This window comes from Pseudomonas sp. GW822-FHT05A08 (genome assembly GCF_058800485.1).
Genome location: NZ_CM179511.1, coordinates 5,772,931 through 5,789,312 on the forward strand (window position 1 = coordinate 5,772,931; position 16,382 = coordinate 5,789,312).

The 16,382-nt window shown below is 59.2% G+C and carries 17 protein-coding genes and 1 tRNA gene; 7 read left to right on the forward strand and 11 right to left on the reverse strand.

Going from position 1 to position 16,382, the window contains the following annotated elements; all coding sequences use genetic code 11:
• Nucleotides 1-11 precede the first annotated feature (11 nt).
• The 5 genes from secF to queA form a co-directional block, all read right to left on the reverse strand.
• On the reverse strand, nucleotides 12-926 hold the full coding sequence (gene secF / locus AC3RCP_RS25955; protein ID WP_044464854.1) for a protein translocase subunit SecF: 915 nt from the start codon (nucleotides 924-926) through the stop codon (nucleotides 12-14).
• A gap of 9 nt (nucleotides 927-935) precedes the next feature.
• Nucleotides 936-2,804: a protein translocase subunit SecD gene (gene secD / locus AC3RCP_RS25960; RefSeq protein WP_007929511.1), complete on the reverse strand. Its 1,869-nt coding sequence runs from the start codon at nucleotides 2,802-2,804 to the stop codon at nucleotides 936-938.
• 62 nt (nucleotides 2,805-2,866) lie between these two features.
• Entirely contained in the window at nucleotides 2,867-3,202 is a 336-nt protein-coding gene (gene yajC, locus AC3RCP_RS25965; protein ID WP_007929510.1) for a preprotein translocase subunit YajC, read from the reverse strand.
• 47 nt (nucleotides 3,203-3,249) lie between these two features.
• Nucleotides 3,250-4,365: a tRNA guanosine(34) transglycosylase Tgt gene (gene tgt / locus AC3RCP_RS25970; protein ID WP_162096445.1), complete on the reverse strand. Its 1,116-nt coding sequence runs from the start codon at nucleotides 4,363-4,365 to the stop codon at nucleotides 3,250-3,252.
• 14 nt (nucleotides 4,366-4,379) lie between these two features.
• Nucleotides 4,380-5,429 (reverse strand): tRNA preQ1(34) S-adenosylmethionine ribosyltransferase-isomerase QueA, encoded by a 1,050-nt coding sequence (queA, locus tag AC3RCP_RS25975; protein ID WP_007929508.1) that lies wholly within the window; start codon nucleotides 5,427-5,429, stop codon nucleotides 4,380-4,382.
• Nucleotides 5,430-5,537: 108 nt separating this feature from the next.
• Between queA and AC3RCP_RS25980 the strand changes: the two genes are divergently transcribed.
• Nucleotides 5,538-5,622 (forward strand) — tRNA-Leu (locus tag AC3RCP_RS25980).
• Between the two features lie 288 nt (nucleotides 5,623-5,910).
• Nucleotides 5,911-6,999, forward strand: coding sequence for a polyphosphate kinase 2 (ppk2, locus tag AC3RCP_RS25985; protein ID WP_492570758.1), 1,089 nt, complete (start codon nucleotides 5,911-5,913; stop codon nucleotides 6,997-6,999).
• A gap of 65 nt (nucleotides 7,000-7,064) precedes the next feature.
• Here the strand turns inward: ppk2 and AC3RCP_RS25990 are convergent, their stop codons facing one another.
• Complete coding sequence (locus AC3RCP_RS25990; protein ID WP_492570757.1) at nucleotides 7,065-8,408, reverse strand: ATP-binding protein; 1,344 nt, start codon at nucleotides 8,406-8,408, stop codon at nucleotides 7,065-7,067.
• The gene (locus tag AC3RCP_RS25995; RefSeq protein ID WP_009045463.1) at nucleotides 8,405-9,115 is read right to left on the reverse strand and encodes a response regulator; all 711 of its coding nucleotides are present in this window, start codon (nucleotides 9,113-9,115) and stop codon (nucleotides 8,405-8,407) included. The genes AC3RCP_RS25990 and AC3RCP_RS25995 overlap by 4 nt, the downstream gene beginning before the upstream one ends.
• A gap of 168 nt (nucleotides 9,116-9,283) precedes the next feature.
• On the opposite strand from AC3RCP_RS25995, the gene AC3RCP_RS26000 reads away from it, so the two are divergent.
• The 4 genes from AC3RCP_RS26000 to AC3RCP_RS26015 all read left to right on the forward strand — a co-directional run bounded on the left by AC3RCP_RS26000 (nucleotide 9,284) and on the right by AC3RCP_RS26015 (nucleotide 12,308).
• Nucleotides 9,284-10,072 carry an MlaA family lipoprotein gene (locus AC3RCP_RS26000; protein WP_092417643.1) on the forward strand — a complete coding sequence of 263 codons (789 nt, stop codon included), beginning with the start codon at nucleotides 9,284-9,286 and terminating at the stop codon, nucleotides 10,070-10,072.
• The gene (locus AC3RCP_RS26005) at nucleotides 10,059-10,334 is read left to right on the forward strand and encodes a hypothetical protein (RefSeq protein WP_007929492.1); all 276 of its coding nucleotides are present in this window, start codon (nucleotides 10,059-10,061) and stop codon (nucleotides 10,332-10,334) included. Before AC3RCP_RS26000 ends, AC3RCP_RS26005 begins: the two co-directional genes overlap by 14 nt.
• A 112-nt stretch (nucleotides 10,335-10,446) precedes the next feature.
• Nucleotides 10,447-11,916 carry a PAAR domain-containing protein gene (locus AC3RCP_RS26010; protein WP_492570756.1) on the forward strand — a complete coding sequence of 490 codons (1,470 nt, stop codon included), beginning with the start codon at nucleotides 10,447-10,449 and terminating at the stop codon, nucleotides 11,914-11,916.
• Nucleotides 11,913-12,308, forward strand: coding sequence for a hypothetical protein (locus tag AC3RCP_RS26015; protein ID WP_492570755.1), 396 nt, complete (start codon nucleotides 11,913-11,915; stop codon nucleotides 12,306-12,308). Before AC3RCP_RS26010 ends, AC3RCP_RS26015 begins: the two co-directional genes overlap by 4 nt.
• Nucleotides 12,309-12,541: 233 nt before the next feature.
• Here the strand turns inward: AC3RCP_RS26015 and AC3RCP_RS26020 are convergent, their stop codons facing one another.
• From AC3RCP_RS26020 to AC3RCP_RS26035, 4 genes are all read right to left on the reverse strand, one after another.
• Nucleotides 12,542-12,820, reverse strand: a complete 279-nt coding sequence (locus AC3RCP_RS26020) for a DUF3077 domain-containing protein (RefSeq protein ID WP_492570754.1) — start codon at nucleotides 12,818-12,820, stop codon at nucleotides 12,542-12,544.
• 386 nt (nucleotides 12,821-13,206) lie between these two features.
• On the reverse strand, nucleotides 13,207-14,022 hold the full coding sequence (locus AC3RCP_RS26025; protein ID WP_492570753.1) for a hypothetical protein: 816 nt from the start codon (nucleotides 14,020-14,022) through the stop codon (nucleotides 13,207-13,209).
• A 57-nt stretch (nucleotides 14,023-14,079) separates the two neighbouring features.
• On the reverse strand, nucleotides 14,080-14,634 hold the full coding sequence (locus AC3RCP_RS26030) for a hypothetical protein (RefSeq protein WP_492570752.1): 555 nt from the start codon (nucleotides 14,632-14,634) through the stop codon (nucleotides 14,080-14,082).
• Between the two features lie 46 nt (nucleotides 14,635-14,680).
• Nucleotides 14,681-15,508: an NYN domain-containing protein gene (locus tag AC3RCP_RS26035; protein ID WP_492570751.1), complete on the reverse strand. Its 828-nt coding sequence runs from the start codon at nucleotides 15,506-15,508 to the stop codon at nucleotides 14,681-14,683.
• Nucleotides 15,509-15,881: 373 nt separating this feature from the next.
• On the opposite strand from AC3RCP_RS26035, the gene AC3RCP_RS26040 reads away from it, so the two are divergent.
• Entirely contained in the window at nucleotides 15,882-16,379 is a 498-nt protein-coding gene (locus AC3RCP_RS26040; protein ID WP_492570750.1) for a PAAR domain-containing protein, read from the forward strand.
• Nucleotides 16,380-16,382: the final 3 nt, after the last annotated feature.

Sequence of the window (16,382 nt, forward strand, 5' to 3'; positions counted from 1 at the left end):
AGGGAAAACCGTTATGGACGGTCGTCGACTTCCTTCTCGGTATTAGCCGGAGGAATCAAGTCCTCGCTACTCAGGTTCAGCCAGATCAGCACCACGTTGGCGATGTAGATCGACGAGTAGGTACCCGCCAGGACACCAACGAACAAGGCGATGGAGAAGCCCCACAGGTTGTCGCCACCGAAGAACAGCAGTGCCGCGATCGCCAGCAGGGTGGAGATCGAGGTCGCCATGGTGCGCAACAGGGTCTGAGTGGTCGAGATGTTGATGTTCTCGATCAGGCTGGCCTTGCGCAGCACACGGAAGTTCTCACGCACCCGGTCGAACACCACGATGGTGTCGTTGAGCGAGTAGCCGATGATCGCCAGTACCGCCGCCAGCACCGTCAGGTCGAAGGTGATCTGGAAGAACGACAGGATACCCACGGTCACCACCACGTCGTGGATCAGGGAGACGATGGCGCCGACCGCGAACTTCCACTGAAAGCGGAAGGCCAGGTAGATCAGGATGCCGCCCAGCGCCATCAGCATGCCGAGGCCGCCCTGGTCGCGCAGCTCTTCACCCACTTGCGGGCCGACGAACTCGACGCGCTTGACCTGCGCCGGGTTGTCGCCGCCGGTCTTCTGCAGCGCCTCCGCCACCTGGTGGCCCAGTTGCGGGTCTTCACCCGGCATCCGCACCAGCAGATCGGTGGTCGCACCGAAGCTTTGCACGATCGCTTCGTGATAGCCAGACTCGCTCAGTTGAGCACGAACCTTCATCACATCCGCCGGACGCTCGTAGGTCAGCTCGATGAGCGTACCGCCGGTAAAGTCCAGGCCATAGTTCAACCCCTTGTGGAACCAGCTGAACAGCGCCAGAACGGTCAGGAGCACAGTGAGGCCGAACGCAACGTTGCGCACGCCCATGAAGTTGATAGTACGTAACATGGCAGCCCCTTAAATCCACAACTTCTTGAAGTCACGACCGCCGAAGATCAGGTTGACCATCGCGCGGGTCAGCCAGATGGCCGTGAACATCGAGGTAAAGATCCCGAGGGACATGGTCACCGCAAAGCCTTTGACCGGGCCGGTGCCCATGGCAAAGAGAATCCCGCCGACCAGCAATGTGGTCAGGTTGGAGTCGAGAATCGCGGTGAATGCCCGGCCGAAGCCTTCGTTGATTGCCCGCTGCACGGTCATGCCGGCGGCGATCTCTTCACGTATCCGCGAGAAGATCAGTACGTTGGCGTCCACCGCCATACCCATGGTCAACACGATACCGGCGATACCCGGCAGGGTCAGCGTAGCCCCCAGCAAGGACATCAGGGCCAGCAGCAGCACCATGTTCAGCGCCAGCGCCACGGTGGCGATGATGCCGAAGAAACGGTAGATGGCGATGATGAACAGCGACACGAACAGCATGCCCCACAGCGACGCATCGATACCCTTGGTGATGTTGTCGGCACCCAGGCTCGGGCCAATGGTGCGCTCTTCGGCGAAGTACATCGGCGCGGCCAGGCCACCGGCACGCAGCAGCAGCGCCAGCTCGGAGGACTCGCCCTGGCCGTTCAGGCCGGTGATGCGGAACTGGCTACCCAGCGGCGACTGAATGGTCGCCAGGCTGATGATCTTCTTCTCTTCCTTGAAGCTCTGCACCGCGACGTCTTTCTCGACACCGTCGACCACTTGCTTGGTGTAAGTGGTGGTCGGCTTCTGCTCGATGAAGATCACCGCCATGCTGCGACCGACGTTGCTGCGGGTCGAACGGCTCATCAGCTCGCCGCCGTGGCCATCGAGCTTGATGTTCACCTGTGGACGACCATGCTCGTCGAAGCCCGCCTGGGCGTCGGTCACCTGGTCACCGGTAATGATCAGGCCACGCTCGATCAGCGCAGGAGGACGATTGCCTTCACGGAACTCGAAAGACTCGGAAGTGGCTTTCGAAGCGCCCGGCTCAGCGGCCAGACGGAACTCAAGGTTGGCCGTCTTGCCCAGGATACGCTTGGCTTCAGCGGTGTCCTGCACGCCCGGCAGCTCAACCACGATACGGTTGGCACCCTGGCGCTGAACCAGAGGCTCGGCAACACCCAGCTCGTTGACGCGGTTACGCACCGTGGTCAAGTTCTGCTTGATGGAGTATTCACGGATTTCCGCCAGCTTGGCCGGGGTCATCGCCAGACGCAGCACCGCCTGACCATTGAGGTCGGCCGGAACAATGTCGAAATCGTTGAAGTTCTTGCGGATCAGCGCACGGGCCTGTTCACGGGTCGCTTCGTCGCTGAAGCCCAGTTGAATGGCACCGCCCAGCTGCGGCAGGCTGCGATAGCGCAGACGCTCTTTACGCAGCAGGCTCTTCACATCGCCTTCGTAGACTTTCAGGCGGGCGTCGAGGGCTTTTTCCATGTCCACTTCCAGCAGGAAGTGCACACCACCGGACAAGTCCAGGCCCAGCTTCATCGGATGCGCGCCGAGGTTGCGCAGCCATTGCGGGGTGGTTTGTGCCAGGTTCAATGCAACGACGTAGTCGTCACCCAGAGCCTTGCGCACGACGTCCTTGGCTGGAAGCTGGTCTTCCTGCTTGGTCAGACGCAACAGGCCGCCCTTGCCCTTGGCCGCGATGGTCGCTGCCTTGACGTTGATCCCGGCGTCGGTGAGCGCTTTGCTCGCACGATCCAGATCCGCCTGAGTGACCTGCAACGCGGTGCTCGCGCCGCTGACCTGAATGGCCGGATCATCAGGGTATAGATTGGGAGCGGAATAAATAAAACCGATCGCCAGCACCGCCAGGATCAGTACGTATTTCCACAGAGGGTATTTGTTCAGCATCACGCCGCCCGTTTATGAAGCGGGGCGCCTTGCGCGCCCCGTCGATTGGTAAAAGTTGAAACTTAGATCGCCTTCAGCGTGCCTTTTGGCAGCGTGGCAGCGATCGCGCCTTTCTGAAACTTCATCTCGATAGTGTCGGAAACTTCCAGCACTACGAAGTCATCGGTCACTTTGGTGATCTTGCCGGCGATACCGCCAGTAGTCACAACTTCGTCACCTTTCTGCAGGCTGCCCAGCAGGTTCTTTTGCTCTTTGGCGCGCTTGGCCTGTGGACGCCAGATCATCAGGTAGAAGATGACCAGGAAACCGACCAGGAAAATCCACTCAAAGCCAGTGCCGGCGGGGCCAGCAGCAGGTGCAGCAGCATCAGCCATTGCAGTCGAGATAAAAAAGCTCATGTAACACTCCGGATAATTGCAAAAGTGGGTCTAAACGTCTTTAGAACTTATTCTAAAGGCGGCACGGGTAACCCGCGTTTGGCATAGAAGGAATCGACAAAGGCGGCCAATGTACCCTGTTGAATAGCCTCGCGCAAACCAGCCATAAGCCGTTGGTAATGACGCAAATTATGGATGGTATTGAGCATGCTCCCCAGCATTTCGCCGCACTTGTCCAGATGATGCAGATAAGCACGGGAGAAGTTCTGGCAGGTATAGCAATCGCAGGTCGGATCCAGCGGCGAATCATCATGGCGATGGAACGCGTTGCGGATCTTCAGCACGCCAGTGTCAATGAACAGGTGCCCATTGCGGGCATTACGGGTTGGCATCACGCAATCGAACATGTCCACACCGCGGCGCACACCCTCAACCAGATCTTCCGGCTTGCCAACACCCATAAGGTAACGAGGTTTGTCTGCTGGCATCTGGCCTGGCAGGTAGTCCAGCACCTTGATCATCTCGTGCTTGGGCTCGCCCACCGACAGGCCGCCAATGGCCAGGCCGTCGAAGCCGATCTTGTCCAGGCCTTCCAGGGAGCGCATGCGCAGGTCCTGGTGCATGCCGCCCTGGACGATGCCGAACAGCGCCGCCGTGTTGTCGCCATGGGCGTTCTTCGAGCGCTGGGCCCAGCGCAGCGACAGCTCCATGGACACCCGCGCGACGTCTTCGTCGGCCGGGTACGGGGTGCATTCGTCGAAGATCATCACGATGTCCGAGCCCAGGTCGCGCTGGACCTGCATCGACTCTTCCGGGCCCATGAAGACTTTGGCGCCGTCGACCGGCGAGGCGAAGGTCACGCCCTCCTCCTTGATCTTGCGCATGGCGCCCAGGCTGAACACCTGGAAACCGCCGGAGTCGGTGAGGATCGGGCCTTTCCACTGCATGAAATCATGCAGGTCGCCGTGCTTCTTGATCACTTCGGTGCCCGGGCGCAGCCACAGGTGGAAGGTGTTGCCCAGGATAATCTCGGCGCCAGTGGCGACGATGTCCCGCGGCAGCATGCCCTTGACTGTGCCGTAGGTGCCCACGGGCATGAAGGCCGGGGTTTCCACAGTGCCGCGGGGGAAGGTCAGACGACCGCGACGAGCCTTGCCATCGGTGGCGAGCAGCTCGAAAGACATACGACAGGTGCGACTCATGCTTGATCCTCAGGGCCGCGTGGCGCGGGATTGCGGGTGATGAACATCGCATCACCGTAGCTGAAAAAGCGGTATCCATGCTCGACGGCAGCCTTGTAGGCGGCCATGGCTTCGGGGTAACCGGCGAACGCCGAAACCAGCATCAACAGCGTGGATTCGGGCAAATGGAAGTTGGTGACCAGGGCATCGACCACATGGAACGGCCGGCCCGGGTAGATAAAGATGTCGGTGTCGCCGCTGAACGGCTTGAGCACGCCATCGCGCGCCGCGCTTTCCAGGGAACGCACGCTGGTGGTCCCCACCGCCACCACCCGACCGCCGCGCGCGCGGCAGGCGGCTACCGCATCCACCACGTCCTGGCTGACTTCCAGCCATTCGTTGTGCATATGGTGATCTTCGATGCGCTCCACCCGCACCGGCTGGAAGGTCCCGGCGCCGACATGCAGGGTCACGAACGCGGTCTCGACGCCCTTGGCGGCAATCGCCTCCAGCAGCGGCTGGTCGAAGTGCAGCCCCGCGGTCGGCGCGGCCACCGCGCCCAGGCGCTCGGAATACACGGTCTGATAACGCTCGCGGTCCGAGTCTTCGTCCGGGCGGTCTATATAAGGAGGCAACGGCATATGGCCGACGCGCTCCAGCAACGGCAGCACCTCCTCGGCAAACCCCAGCTCGAACAGGGTGTCGTGGCGGGCCAGCATCTCGGCCTCGCCACCGCCGTCGATCAGGATCTTCGAACCCGGTTTCGGCGACTTGCTGGAGCGCACATGGGCCAGCACACGGTGGCTGTCGAGCACCCGCTCCACGAGGATTTCCAGCTTGCCGCCGGAAGCCTTCTGGCCAAACAGGCGCGCCGGAATCACCCGGGTATTGTTGAACACCATCAAGTCGCCCGGGCGCAAATGCTCAAGCAAATCAGTGAATTGACGGTGGGCCAGGGCGCCGGTGAGCCCATCCAGGGTCAACAGGCGGCTCGCGCGACGCTCGGCCAGGGGGTGGCGGGCGATCAGCGAATCAGGGAGCTCGAAGGTAAAGTCAGCAACACGCATGATGGGGTTCGTCTAGCAGGGCCGGAAAGTTTAGCGGAAATAGCCAAAATTGACCATGAAACCTGATTGACCAACGGTAGGCACGTCTCTATACTTCGCCGCCATTGAGCCCTGATGGCGGAATTGGTAGACGCGGCGGATTCAAAATCCGTTTTCGAGAGAAGTGGGAGTTCGAGTCTCCCTCGGGGCACCAAACTTAAAAAAGACCTTGAAATTCAAGGTCTTTTTTTTCGCCTGCAGAAAAGTGCCGCAGCCCCTGCGCGCCAGGATTCCGCAGGAGCGAAGCTTGCTCGCGATGAACGATGACGCGGAGAGACTGCTACTGCGCAGCGTCTGTTTCGCGGGCAAGCCTCGCTCCTACAGAGGACTAAAAAGCGCCAATGCAAACCTGCTCAAAAGCTTCCTTGATACGCATCAAGAAGCCCTGACTTGTGCGCCATAGACTGTCTGAAAGACATTGGAGCGATCAGACAGGCCCGATATGAGCGAAGAATCCACCGCGCGTCCCCTTCCCGAAAAAGCCACACCCACAGCCAAACCGACCGTCACGGCCAGCAGCAAAAGCGCCCCACGCAAGCCCGCCACCCCACGCCCGCGCCGGCCTCGTGCGGCCAGTAAACCTGCCGCGGCCAAAAACGCCGAGGCCGAAATCAGCGCCATCAGCCAGCAGCCGGTCGCCCTGCAGGTGGCCAGCGCGCCCCATGGCAGTAATGAAGACAGCTCCACCGCCAAGCTGCCGGCCAGTTACCCGTACCGCAGCCGCATGCGCCGCGCCGAATATGAAAAGGCCAAGCAGGAATTGCAGATCGAACTGCTCAAGGTGCAAAGCTGGGTCAAGGAAACCGGGCAGCGCGTCGTGGTGCTGTTCGAGGGGCGCGATGCCGCGGGCAAGGGCGGCACCATCAAACGCTTCATGGAGCACCTGAACCCGCGGGGCGCGCGGATCGTCGCCCTGGAAAAGCCCAGCGAACAGGAACAGGGCCAGTGGTATTTCCAACGCTACATCCAGCACCTGCCCACCGCCGGGGAAATGGTGTTCTTCGATCGCTCCTGGTACAACCGCGCCGGGGTCGAGCGGGTCATGGATTTCTGCTCGCCCCTGCAATACCTGGAGTTCATGCGCCAGACGCCCGAACTGGAACGCATGCTGTGCAACAGCGGCATCCTGCTGTTCAAGTACTGGTTCTCGGTCAATCGCGATGAGCAACTGCGCCGCTTCATTTCGCGCCGCGACGACCCGCTCAAGCACTGGAAGCTCTCGCCCATCGACATCAAGTCGCTGGACAAGTGGGACGAATACACCGCCGCCAAACAGGCGATGTTCTTCCACACTGACACCGCCGATGCGCCCTGGACAGTGATCAAGTCGGACGACAAGAAGCGCGCGCGGATCAACTGCATCCGCCACTTCCTGCATTCCCTCGACTATCCGGGCAAGAACCTGCGCGTGGCCCATCAACCCGACCCTGTGCTGGTGGGCCGGGCGTCGCGGGTGATGGAGGAAGACGAGCGGGTGTACAACGAAGCGGCCGCGGAGCCGGTGCGCAATCCGCAGGCGACACTCGCCTAGGCAGCCAGCCTTGAAGCGGGCCCCGCTCCAGGATCGCTGAAAGATCCTGAAGCAGGGCCAGCCAGCTAGATACCCTGCACCGGCAACAATACACAGGCCTGCAGCCCGCCACCGTCACGGTTGCGCAAGCGCAGTTCGCCGCCATGCTCCAGCACGATCGCCCGCGCCGCGGAAAGCCCCAGGCCGACGCCGCCGGTGTTGCGGTTGCGTGAGCTTTCCATGCGGAAGAACGGTTCGAACACCTGTTCCTGCCACTCGACGGGAATCCCCGGCCCGCGATCCAGCACACAGACCTTCACCTGCTCGGCATCCGCCACCACTTCAATCGCCGGTTCGCTGCCATATTTGATGGCGTTTTCCAGCAGGTTGCTCATGACCCGCTTGAGCCCCAGCGGGCGGCCGAAATACACCAGGCGCGGCGGGCCGCTGAACGCGATGTCGATGGACTGGTCGCGGTAATCGTCGACCAGAGTTTGCAGCAGTTCCGCCAGATCGAAGGACGTCGCCTCCTCCAGCCGCGCATCGTCACGGAAGAAATCCAGGGCCGAGTTGATCATCGCCTGCATCTCGTCGACGTCATGGAACAGCCGACGCTGCTGCTCGGGGTCCTCGATGAACTCGCCGCGCAAGCGCATGCGCGTCAGGGGGGTACGCAGGTCATGGGAGATCGCCGCGAGCATCTGCGTGCGGTCCTTGATGAAGTGCTGCAACTGGGCCTGCATGGCGTTGAACGCGAGGATCGCCTGGCGAATCTCGTGGGGCCCGACCGGCTCGATGGGCGGTGCGCGAAAGTCCACGCCAAAGCGCCGCGCGCCCAGGGCGAACTGTTGCAAGGGCCTGGCCAGGCGGCGGGTGGCGATCAAGGCGACCAGGACGGTGGACAACAACACCAGCCCGATCACGATCAGGTTACGCGGCCCCTCGTCCAGCCCCCAGTTGCGCGAGACCGAGGAGAACATCAGCCAGGAGCCGTCGCTCATCTGGATCAGCAACGCATAAGGTCCGCCCGGCTCCGGCCAGTCGCTGGGCTGGTAGGCTTCAATGTGCCCGGCTCCCGGCCTGAGCAGTTGCTTGAGTTTCGTCGAACCCTCGCGGTACTCAGGCTCATCGACTACCGGCACCTCGATATCCCGTCGCGTAGGGTGCCAGGTCACGCTCAGGCCGTGGTCGCTGACCGACTCGGCCAGGCGCGCGCGTTGCAGCGGCTGCGAGGCATCGATCAGATTGCTGATGGACGCGATCTTTTCCACCAGGCCGGATTCGCTCAACGGCGGCTTGGCCCAGACCCCGGCCAACTGCACGAACAGCGCATTGAAGGCCAGCGCGGTGAGCATCGCCATCAGGGTGGTCAGGGCGATCCAGCGGGCAATGGTGTCGCGCGGGCCGCCCGGTCTGTGTCTTGCCCTCATTGGCGGGTCACGCTGGGGGTGAACAGATAGCCGCCATTGCGCACCGTGCGAATCATCGCCGGGCGCTTGGTGTCGAACTCCAGCTTGCGCCGCAGGCGACTGACCTGCACATCGATGCTGCGGTCGAAGGCGTCATGGGCCTGCCCGCGCGCCAGGTCGAGCAACTGCTCGCGGGTGAGGATGCGTTGCGGATGCTCGACGAATACCAGCAGCAGGTCGAACTCCCCCGCCGACAGCGGGATCATCACCTGGTCTGGCGAGCGCAGTTCGCGGCGGGTCAGGTCCAATTGCCAGTCGGCGAACCGGATCAACGGGCGCGGCACCTCCCCGGTCACCGGTCGACTCTCCCCGGCCCGGCGCAGCACCGCGCGCACCCGGGCCAGCAACTCGCGGGCATCGAAGGGCTTGCTCAGGTAATCGTCGGCGCCCATTTCCAACCCCACCACGCGGTCGCTCAATTCGCCCATGGCGGTCAGCATGATCACCGGCACGGCGTGCTGCTGGCGCAGGCGCTGGCACAGGGTCAGGCCGTTTTCCCCCGGCAGCATCAGGTCGAGAATGATCAGGTCCGGCACCTGCCGCTCCAGCGCCGCCCACAGCGAAGCGCCCTCGGTGGCGACTTCCACCGAGTAGCCGTGTTGCACAAAAAATTTCTTCAGCAGCGCGAGGACCTCAAGGTCGTCGTCCACGATCAACAGACTGCTCACCAGTGTGTATCACTCAAGCTCGGAATGAGCTGTCATTCAAAACCATTGGACGCGGCCCGTCATATATTTCAACGCAGTAACAAACCGACAACCCCGCAATAAAGCAGACATCTTTAAGCAAAACGCCCATGCCAGCATCGGCCTCCCTGTTCCCAAGGTCCGCCGCCCATGCGCTCATTCCTGTGTTCCGCCCGCCTGCCTCGTCATACCGCCCTGCTGCTGTCCCTGTCCTACCTGGCGGGCTGTACCAGCCCGGGCCCCACTACCCAAACCGCCTGCGCGAAGGTCGACTATCCGATCTATGACCCCGCCGAGCCGGTCAACCGTGGCGTGTTCGCCTTCAACAAGGCCGTCGACGACTACGCACTGGCACCGGTCGCCCGCGGTTACCGCCACCTGCCCGACTTCATGCAACAGGGTGTGCACAACTTCGCGAGCAACTTCGGCGAGCCCAAGGTCTTCATCAACGACCTGCTGCAGGGCAACCCGCAGCGCTCGGTCAACAGCCTGGGGCGCTTTGCAGTCAACACCACGGTCGGCGTGCTCGGCCTGTTCAACGTCTCGGACCCGCTCGGCATCCCACGCCACACCGCCGACTTCGGCCAGACCTTCGGCGTGTGGGGCATCGGCAACGGTCCCATCGTCGAACTGCCGCTGCTGGGCACCGACAACAGCCGCGACTCCGTGGGCAAGATCCTCAACTTCGTGGTCTCCCCCTTCGGCGACAACAGCGACACCGTGCAGACCCTAGGCACTGTCGCCATGGTCGGCGGCGTAGTGGACGGCCGCGCCGCCCTGCTGCCGCTGACCGACAGCCTGAAAACCATGCCCGACTACTACAGCGCCCTGCGCGACGTGAACGCCGAACACCGCGCCGCCTTCGTGCAGGAAGGCAAGCAAGGCGCTACCAGCCCCGCGAAAAACCGCTGTGAAGGAGCGACTCATGATGACTTCTGAAACCGACGCCCTGGTCCTGCTGCAACGCGTAGCCAAACACGGCGACGCCTCCCTGCAATGCCGCGAAGTCAGCCTGCGCCTGTCAGACGACCAGCAACACCTGACCCTCAGCCGTTACAGCGAGCACTACAGCCCCGAAGGCCTGGAATGGGTCGAACGCCAGCACCGTATCAGCGTGAGCGAGTTGATACGGTGGGTGATCAAGCAGGGGGAACCGCAGGTGTTGGTGCGAGGGGTGGACAGCGATCTTGCGTCGTTATGAGTCGGCGGGGCTGAGGCCAGCCGAGGAGATAGGCATTTCAGGATCGCCTGATTCAGCAGCCTGATATTCGTCGTTACGTTCGAGGGCCCATCCCTCACCAGGAACGTACGCCATGGCTTTTGTCATCAGGGAAGGCGACCCCACCACAACCGGCGGCAAGGTCATCGCCGGCTCGGGCACCACCTTTGTCGTGAATCAACGAGTGGCCCGCATTGCCGACCCGGTCTGGTGCCCGGTATGCCAGACAGTAGGTTTTATCGCCGAGGGCCATCACACCTGGGTGGATGACCAGCAAGCCACGGCGGTGGAGGGCAGCCTGGTGCAATGTGGCTGCCCGACCGGGGCCAACCGACTGGTAGCCACTCAGTGGACGGTCTGCTCCGGGAATCAACCGACCATCCCGCTCGACAGCGATTGCGTCGGGCCGGCGGTGATCAATACCCAGCGCTGGGCCGACGCCATTCATAAGGGCTACCCGCAAAACGAGTTTGCCGATGCGGTGCCGCGGGATCAGGTGCGCGGCCTGAGCGTTGCTCACGGCGATATCGTTTCACCGCCGTTGTCCGTGCAGGACACGCAGCATCTGGTAGAGCCGGGTTTTCATATCGTGCAAACGCCCATGAGCCGAGCGGCACTGGAGACGGTGCTGTTCGGTCAAGCCGATAAGGCGGTGCTGGAGAAATTCCGTCGGCTCAATCCTCAACTCTCAAACGATGCTAAACCTGGGCAACTGGTCGTGCTCAGTCATCCTGACAACTACCAATGCACTCGCGAAGAAGCGCTGTTGATGGAAGCGGCGGAAAAGGTCAGCGCGGCCTTGGCATCCCTGAGCGATGAGGAAGCGGTTTTTATGCTCAAGTATCGGGCCCAGGTTGAGTCGATACTGTCCTATGGTTCGACTGCCTTGGGTGTCAGCACGGCGGCCGTTGGTAACCATATGGATAGCTTGAAAAGAACGTTGCTGGATATCGAAGCGCTTCATCAGAAGTTCTTCCTGCGAGACGGCCACCTTCGTAGCGTCGAGTTCTTCAGTGAAAGAAAAAAGCTGTTCGTGCAGTTGGACGCTAACCTGACAACCGTCACGAAAATGAGCATTGCCTTCCCTGATCACCCCAAACTCAAGAGTGCCTTGAATATTTCAAGCCGCAGCTTGGTGCATCGCTGGACTCAGGCAGGCGCGGTGGGACAGATACCGGGATACGCAACACAGATTGAAGGTGTTGCAACAGCCTCCAAGGTAATCAAGTGGGGCGGTTGGCTTGGGACAGCGTTGGGCGGTGGAGCGTCTTATGTGAAGGTTCAGGACGTTTGCTCAGCAGGGAATAAGCAGGCTTGTGAGAAGGTACGCTTTACGGAAACCGGAAGCTTTACCGGCGGAGTAGCAGGTGGAATGTTTGCAGGAATGGCACTAGGTACTGCCGCTACTGGAACTGTCTGTGTAGCCATTGGAGTCCCTACAGGTGGCATCGGTAGCATGGTGTGCGGCCTGATAGTCGTCGGAGGGGGCTCTTATGCGGCAGGGAAACTGGGTGAAGCCGGGGGCGGAAGCATAGGAGAGTTTATATATGAGAAAGGAAAATGAACCTGATTAGCTCCCCACATGATTTTTTTGTTGTTTTATGCGCCCTGACTTTTCTTGGCATATTCAGTATGGGTGGTATCTATCTCTATTGGGGGTACACCCGCATGGAGGAAATACTTGGCCACGTTAAAAACTGCAAGGCAATAACCGGGAGCAGGTTCTATCTTCACATGGGCCCCTGGGGAAGACTTGTAATGGTCGGCATGGTGGCGGGTTTCTTAGCCCGACCTACTTCCTATGTCAAAAAAGGCATACTGGACGCTAACGAGATAGACACCTTTCCCCAGCCACTTAAAAGAAGGCTCACCCTATCGCATTATATTGTATGGGGACTTGGGGGAAGCATGCTGTTATCGGTTAGTGCAATGAAAGCGATTGAGCTTTTCACCTGAATACAAAAAGGCCCTTTAAGGGCCTTTTTGCATCCTGCCTTCCCTCTCATATAGCAGCCAGTATTCCCTTCCGTATCCTCATAACGTTGTTGTTCCACTCATGAAGCGTCCACTGCGCTTGAAGGAAGCCTGCGAGCGCAGTTGGCATTACCGAGTGAAAGGTGCTTTGCCTTGGCATGAAGGCCCATCAAAGGGGCCTTCCCTCAGGGCTTACATCAGGTAACAGATAAACATCAGGGCCGACGACTATCCGCTACCGGCCACTCACCAAGACACAAATCATCGACAATCGCCTTACCCATCTCGCTGAAATAATGGGACGCCCAGGCATAACGATCGTCCCGCTCCATGGCCGCATCCAAGGCCAGCATCTTGGCGTGGAACAGCAACTGCGACACATGCTCCAGCGCCTCGCGCAGCGGCACATCGGGGTTGACGCGAAACAGTGGATGTTGGGATTCGCCGACAGGGGCGAAGGTGACGGTACCGAGGGTTTTGATTGAAGTACTCATTGTGCACCTCCAGTAATTACCGGAAGGCTGGAGATTGCGAGGTGAAGATACTGAGTCAAAACGTCCATGCGACTAGCTCCTATACCTAAGAAAGAGCTACCACGTTCGTTTCCAAGCGAATGGGTGGCAGCTGTACGCAGGTTGGAAAACCGGGGGTATAGGTCCCGGCAGGACCGAAGCCCTCCCGCGCACAGCCGCCATTACACGAAACCGCAGGCAAAAAAATAGCGCCTGCAATCGTGATCGGGGCGCTTGTGCGCCTATACCTTTGCGGGTTTCCAAGCCCGGTCGCTGAATTTGCAACGACGAATAGAGAGTAGCTTGTGAATTACGTTTCTGCAAAAAAATCTGGCACTCACAATGCAGTACACAAAAATGCAAAGATCTCAAATAGTCCCTGGATAGATTTGCCTAGCCAACTTTTGGTATGGAGGAATACCTTTAATCATCGAATCAATTTCACTTTCAATATAGTTATAGAGACTACCACCACGTTCAGCCATAACTGTTGGAGCATTCCCTCGCCCCTTTGCATGCTTATACAAAGTAACGACTGCACAACGATCAAAGCGATAAAAACTTGTCACAGGAGTCTCATCATGTATCCACACACTAAAATCCAACTTATCATTTCCCACAGAGGCGAATAGGTCTTTATATTCATTTATAGCCTGCCTAACTCGCCCCTGCATTGTCGCAGAGTCATTTGCATTAAAACGCTTAGCAAGATCCTTCATTATCTCCTCATTATCAGGATCCGGAACTATCAACCTAATCCGACTACCTTTCTTAGAAGCCAAAAACTTAAGATCCTCTTCAAATGTAGCTCGCCATGTATTTGCATAACAAACAAACATATCAAGCCGCTCACAAGATCTAATGAGCTTTGAAAAATTAGGACCTTGAACCGGATTTAACGATATCCCCGTAACCCCCACTGTTCGTATATCATCAGCAAGCCCAGTTTTTGCCAATAACTCATCCAAAAAAGACCTTTTCGAGAACAACTCCCAAAGCATTGCAATTGATACCGAGGCAATCAAAAGAGCCCCAATATTAGACATTAACGACTTAACCCAAAGATACCCATCAGGAAAGCCAAACCGCTCACTCAGCGCAAGTAAAACCACACCTAAAACAAAGACAAACACTGATGCCACATACGTTCTAAGATTGGTAATCTCTTTTAACTGCTTAATCATCACCCACTCCATTGGTCATCTACCGATATTTAAAATTTTTAACTGAAAGCTTGACTACTATTTAGGAATAACAATCGGAATCACCATCGGCGTCGGCCCAGCCGGCGGCATCATCATTCCTTCGCTCTTCACCACAGCCACTCCGCGCTTCTTGATGGTCTCGTACACGCGCTCCGTCGCTGCCGTGTCGTGATAGCCACCATCATCGATCATCACACTCAGTGCGCTCTGACGGCGTTGTTCGATCAGTTGCACCTGGTTGGTCCGAAAGTACGAATCCAAAGCGACCTTGCTCAGGGTCGACAGGTCGACCCGCAGGATTTCCTTGTACTTCAGCGCCGTGGCGTCCCAGCCCTGGACGTAGAGTTCGTCCTGGGTCAGGGCGAAGGTGCAGAAGTGGTAGGTGCCGATGGTAGAGCCCGGAGTGGGGATAAGTAGCGAGCAGCGACCGTGTTGCAGGATCGGTCCCTTGATGTCCGGGAAGTCTTTGCTGACTTGAGTCGTGAACTGCGTGCGATCGTAATAGATGGTGGCCCTGTCATAGGGTGTGGTGTTGCAGCCTGACAACAGAACGGTCGCGCCGATCAACAAGCTGGCACAAAGGTTACGCATGGATCACTCCTGGGAAGGTCAATCGAATCGGTCGTGGCCGACCAACTCAGCGAGCCTGCTGGTCGGGGGCTCTATTTTTGTTGCGCACGTACAACACCGCCCCGCCGGTGGGCGAGCCGCCACGGGTGTCCAGGTCAAACCATTTGCTCTGGCTACGGATCAGGCCACTGAGTTTGGTGTGGCCGTACAGCCGGGAGTCGAAGGCGGGACGCACCTTGCTGATGGTGGTGCCCAACATGGCCAAGGGCGCCCAGCCATCCTCTTCGGCGATGTCATCGAGGATCTTGGCGATGAACTCCACCGGTACTTTTGCCGGACTGCTGGAAAATGAAGCGGCTGTTTGTTTGCCCGTCTCCTCGATGGGACCGGGGGTGACCTGGGCCTTATCGCCCTGGGCGGCGGATTCAGTGACGTCCTGGGCCCGGAGAATTTCGGTGTAGATAAACTTGTCACAGGCCACGACAAAGGGCTTGGGCGTTTTCTCTTCGCCGAAGCCATATACCGTCATGCCTTCCTCGCGCAAACGCCCGGCCAGACGCGTGAAGTCGCTGTCGCTGGACACCAGGCAGAAGCCGTCGAAACGCCGGGTGTAAAGCAGGTCCATGGCGTCGATGATCAACGAACTGTCAGTGGAGTTCTTACCCTTGGTGTAGGAGAACTGCTGGATGGGCTGGATCGAATGCTCCAGCATTAGCTTCTTCCAACCGCCCAACTGCGGCCCGGTCCAGTCGCCGTACATGCGCTTCACACTGGCGATGCCGTACTTGGCGATTTCCTCGAACAACGCCTCGACAATCGACGCCTGGGCGTTGTCGGCGTCGATAAGCACGGCGAGGTGTTTTTGCTGGTTCGAGTGCGTGGACTTGGTGGCCATGGTTCATCCTTGATAGGTGGCAGCTAGGGTAGAACGTCTTCCTTAATGAGCATGAAGAGCCGGACCACGGCATTTTTTGGGGGCCGTAAGCAGAGGCGCTGGGGATCGAAGCTACTATTTTGCCATCGCGCCGTCCACCACCGACTACCGGAAGACGTTCAAGGGAGATTCGCTGATAAATCTCAGGACAACCAAGCACTGAAGGTTGAGCTGAATGACGCTCAAGTACCGGTGTAACTCCACTCGATTCAGATCAGCCGCGTCAGGCTCACTCTTATACAAAATAGCTTTCCGTTCAGGTTTGAAGAACCTGCTCGGCTACTGCATCATGCGCGCGCCAAAGGGATGACTCGCAACACTTCAAGGACCGATCATGAGTGGCAAACCCGCTGCCCGCGTCAGCGACCCAACCGCCTGCCCGCTTCCCGGCCACGGCACCAACCCTATCGTCACGGGTTCGCCCAATGTCGTTTTCGACGGCCTGGCCGCCGCTCGAAAGAGTGACCAATCAGCTTGTGGCAGCCCGATAACCGGGGCGGTTTCCAGCACTGTTTTCATCAATGGCTTGAACGCCGCCACGCTGGACAGCACCGGCGGGCACGGCAACATCATCATCGGGGGCTCCGGCACCGTCATCATTGGCGACACCGTGGTCAACGCCCCCTTCACCGGGCTCTTGCCCATGCCGGTCAACTTCACCGACCGCTTGAAGCTGGTGAACGATGTAACGGGCGAACCGATGCCCAATCATGCTTACGTGATCCAACGTGCCGATGGGCGCCTTGAGCATGGGGTTTCGGACGCCGCTGGCTTCACCCATGAAATCAGCTCGCATGTTGCAGAAAGCATCAAGTTGTTTTTGGAAGAGTGACGC

What these genes read in the sequence shown, in the direction of transcription:
- AC3RCP_RS26030 (WP_492570752.1), bottom strand. Translation starts at nt 14,634, where the DNA reads ATGCGTAACCTTTGTGCCAGCTTGTTGATCGGCGCGACCGTTCTGTTG.
- AC3RCP_RS26040 (WP_492570750.1), top strand. Translation starts at nt 15,882, where the DNA reads ATGAGTGGCAAACCCGCTGCCCGCGTCAGCGACCCAACCGCCTGCCCG.
- AC3RCP_RS26015 (WP_492570755.1), top strand. Translation starts at nt 11,913, where the DNA reads ATGAACCTGATTAGCTCCCCACATGATTTTTTTGTTGTTTTATGCGCC.
- AC3RCP_RS26020 (WP_492570754.1), bottom strand. Translation starts at nt 12,820, where the DNA reads ATGAGTACTTCAATCAAAACCCTCGGTACCGTCACCTTCGCCCCTGTC.
- secF (WP_044464854.1), bottom strand. Translation starts at nt 926, where the DNA reads ATGTTACGTACTATCAACTTCATGGGCGTGCGCAACGTTGCGTTCGGC.
- AC3RCP_RS26035 (WP_492570751.1), bottom strand. Translation starts at nt 15,508, where the DNA reads ATGGCCACCAAGTCCACGCACTCGAACCAGCAAAAACACCTCGCCGTG.
- AC3RCP_RS26005 (WP_007929492.1), top strand. Translation starts at nt 10,059, where the DNA reads ATGATGACTTCTGAAACCGACGCCCTGGTCCTGCTGCAACGCGTAGCC.
- ppk2 (WP_492570758.1), top strand. Translation starts at nt 5,911, where the DNA reads ATGAGCGAAGAATCCACCGCGCGTCCCCTTCCCGAAAAAGCCACACCC.
- AC3RCP_RS26000 (WP_092417643.1), top strand. Translation starts at nt 9,284, where the DNA reads ATGCGCTCATTCCTGTGTTCCGCCCGCCTGCCTCGTCATACCGCCCTG.
- queA (WP_007929508.1), bottom strand. Translation starts at nt 5,429, where the DNA reads ATGCGTGTTGCTGACTTTACCTTCGAGCTCCCTGATTCGCTGATCGCC.
- AC3RCP_RS25990 (WP_492570757.1), bottom strand. Translation starts at nt 8,408, where the DNA reads ATGAGGGCAAGACACAGACCGGGCGGCCCGCGCGACACCATTGCCCGC.
- secD (WP_007929511.1), bottom strand. Translation starts at nt 2,804, where the DNA reads ATGCTGAACAAATACCCTCTGTGGAAATACGTACTGATCCTGGCGGTG.
- AC3RCP_RS26010 (WP_492570756.1), top strand. Translation starts at nt 10,447, where the DNA reads ATGGCTTTTGTCATCAGGGAAGGCGACCCCACCACAACCGGCGGCAAG.
- AC3RCP_RS26025 (WP_492570753.1), bottom strand. Translation starts at nt 14,022, where the DNA reads ATGATTAAGCAGTTAAAAGAGATTACCAATCTTAGAACGTATGTGGCA.
- tgt (WP_162096445.1), bottom strand. Translation starts at nt 4,365, where the DNA reads ATGTCTTTCGAGCTGCTCGCCACCGATGGCAAGGCTCGTCGCGGTCGT.
- yajC (WP_007929510.1), bottom strand. Translation starts at nt 3,202, where the DNA reads ATGAGCTTTTTTATCTCGACTGCAATGGCTGATGCTGCTGCACCTGCT.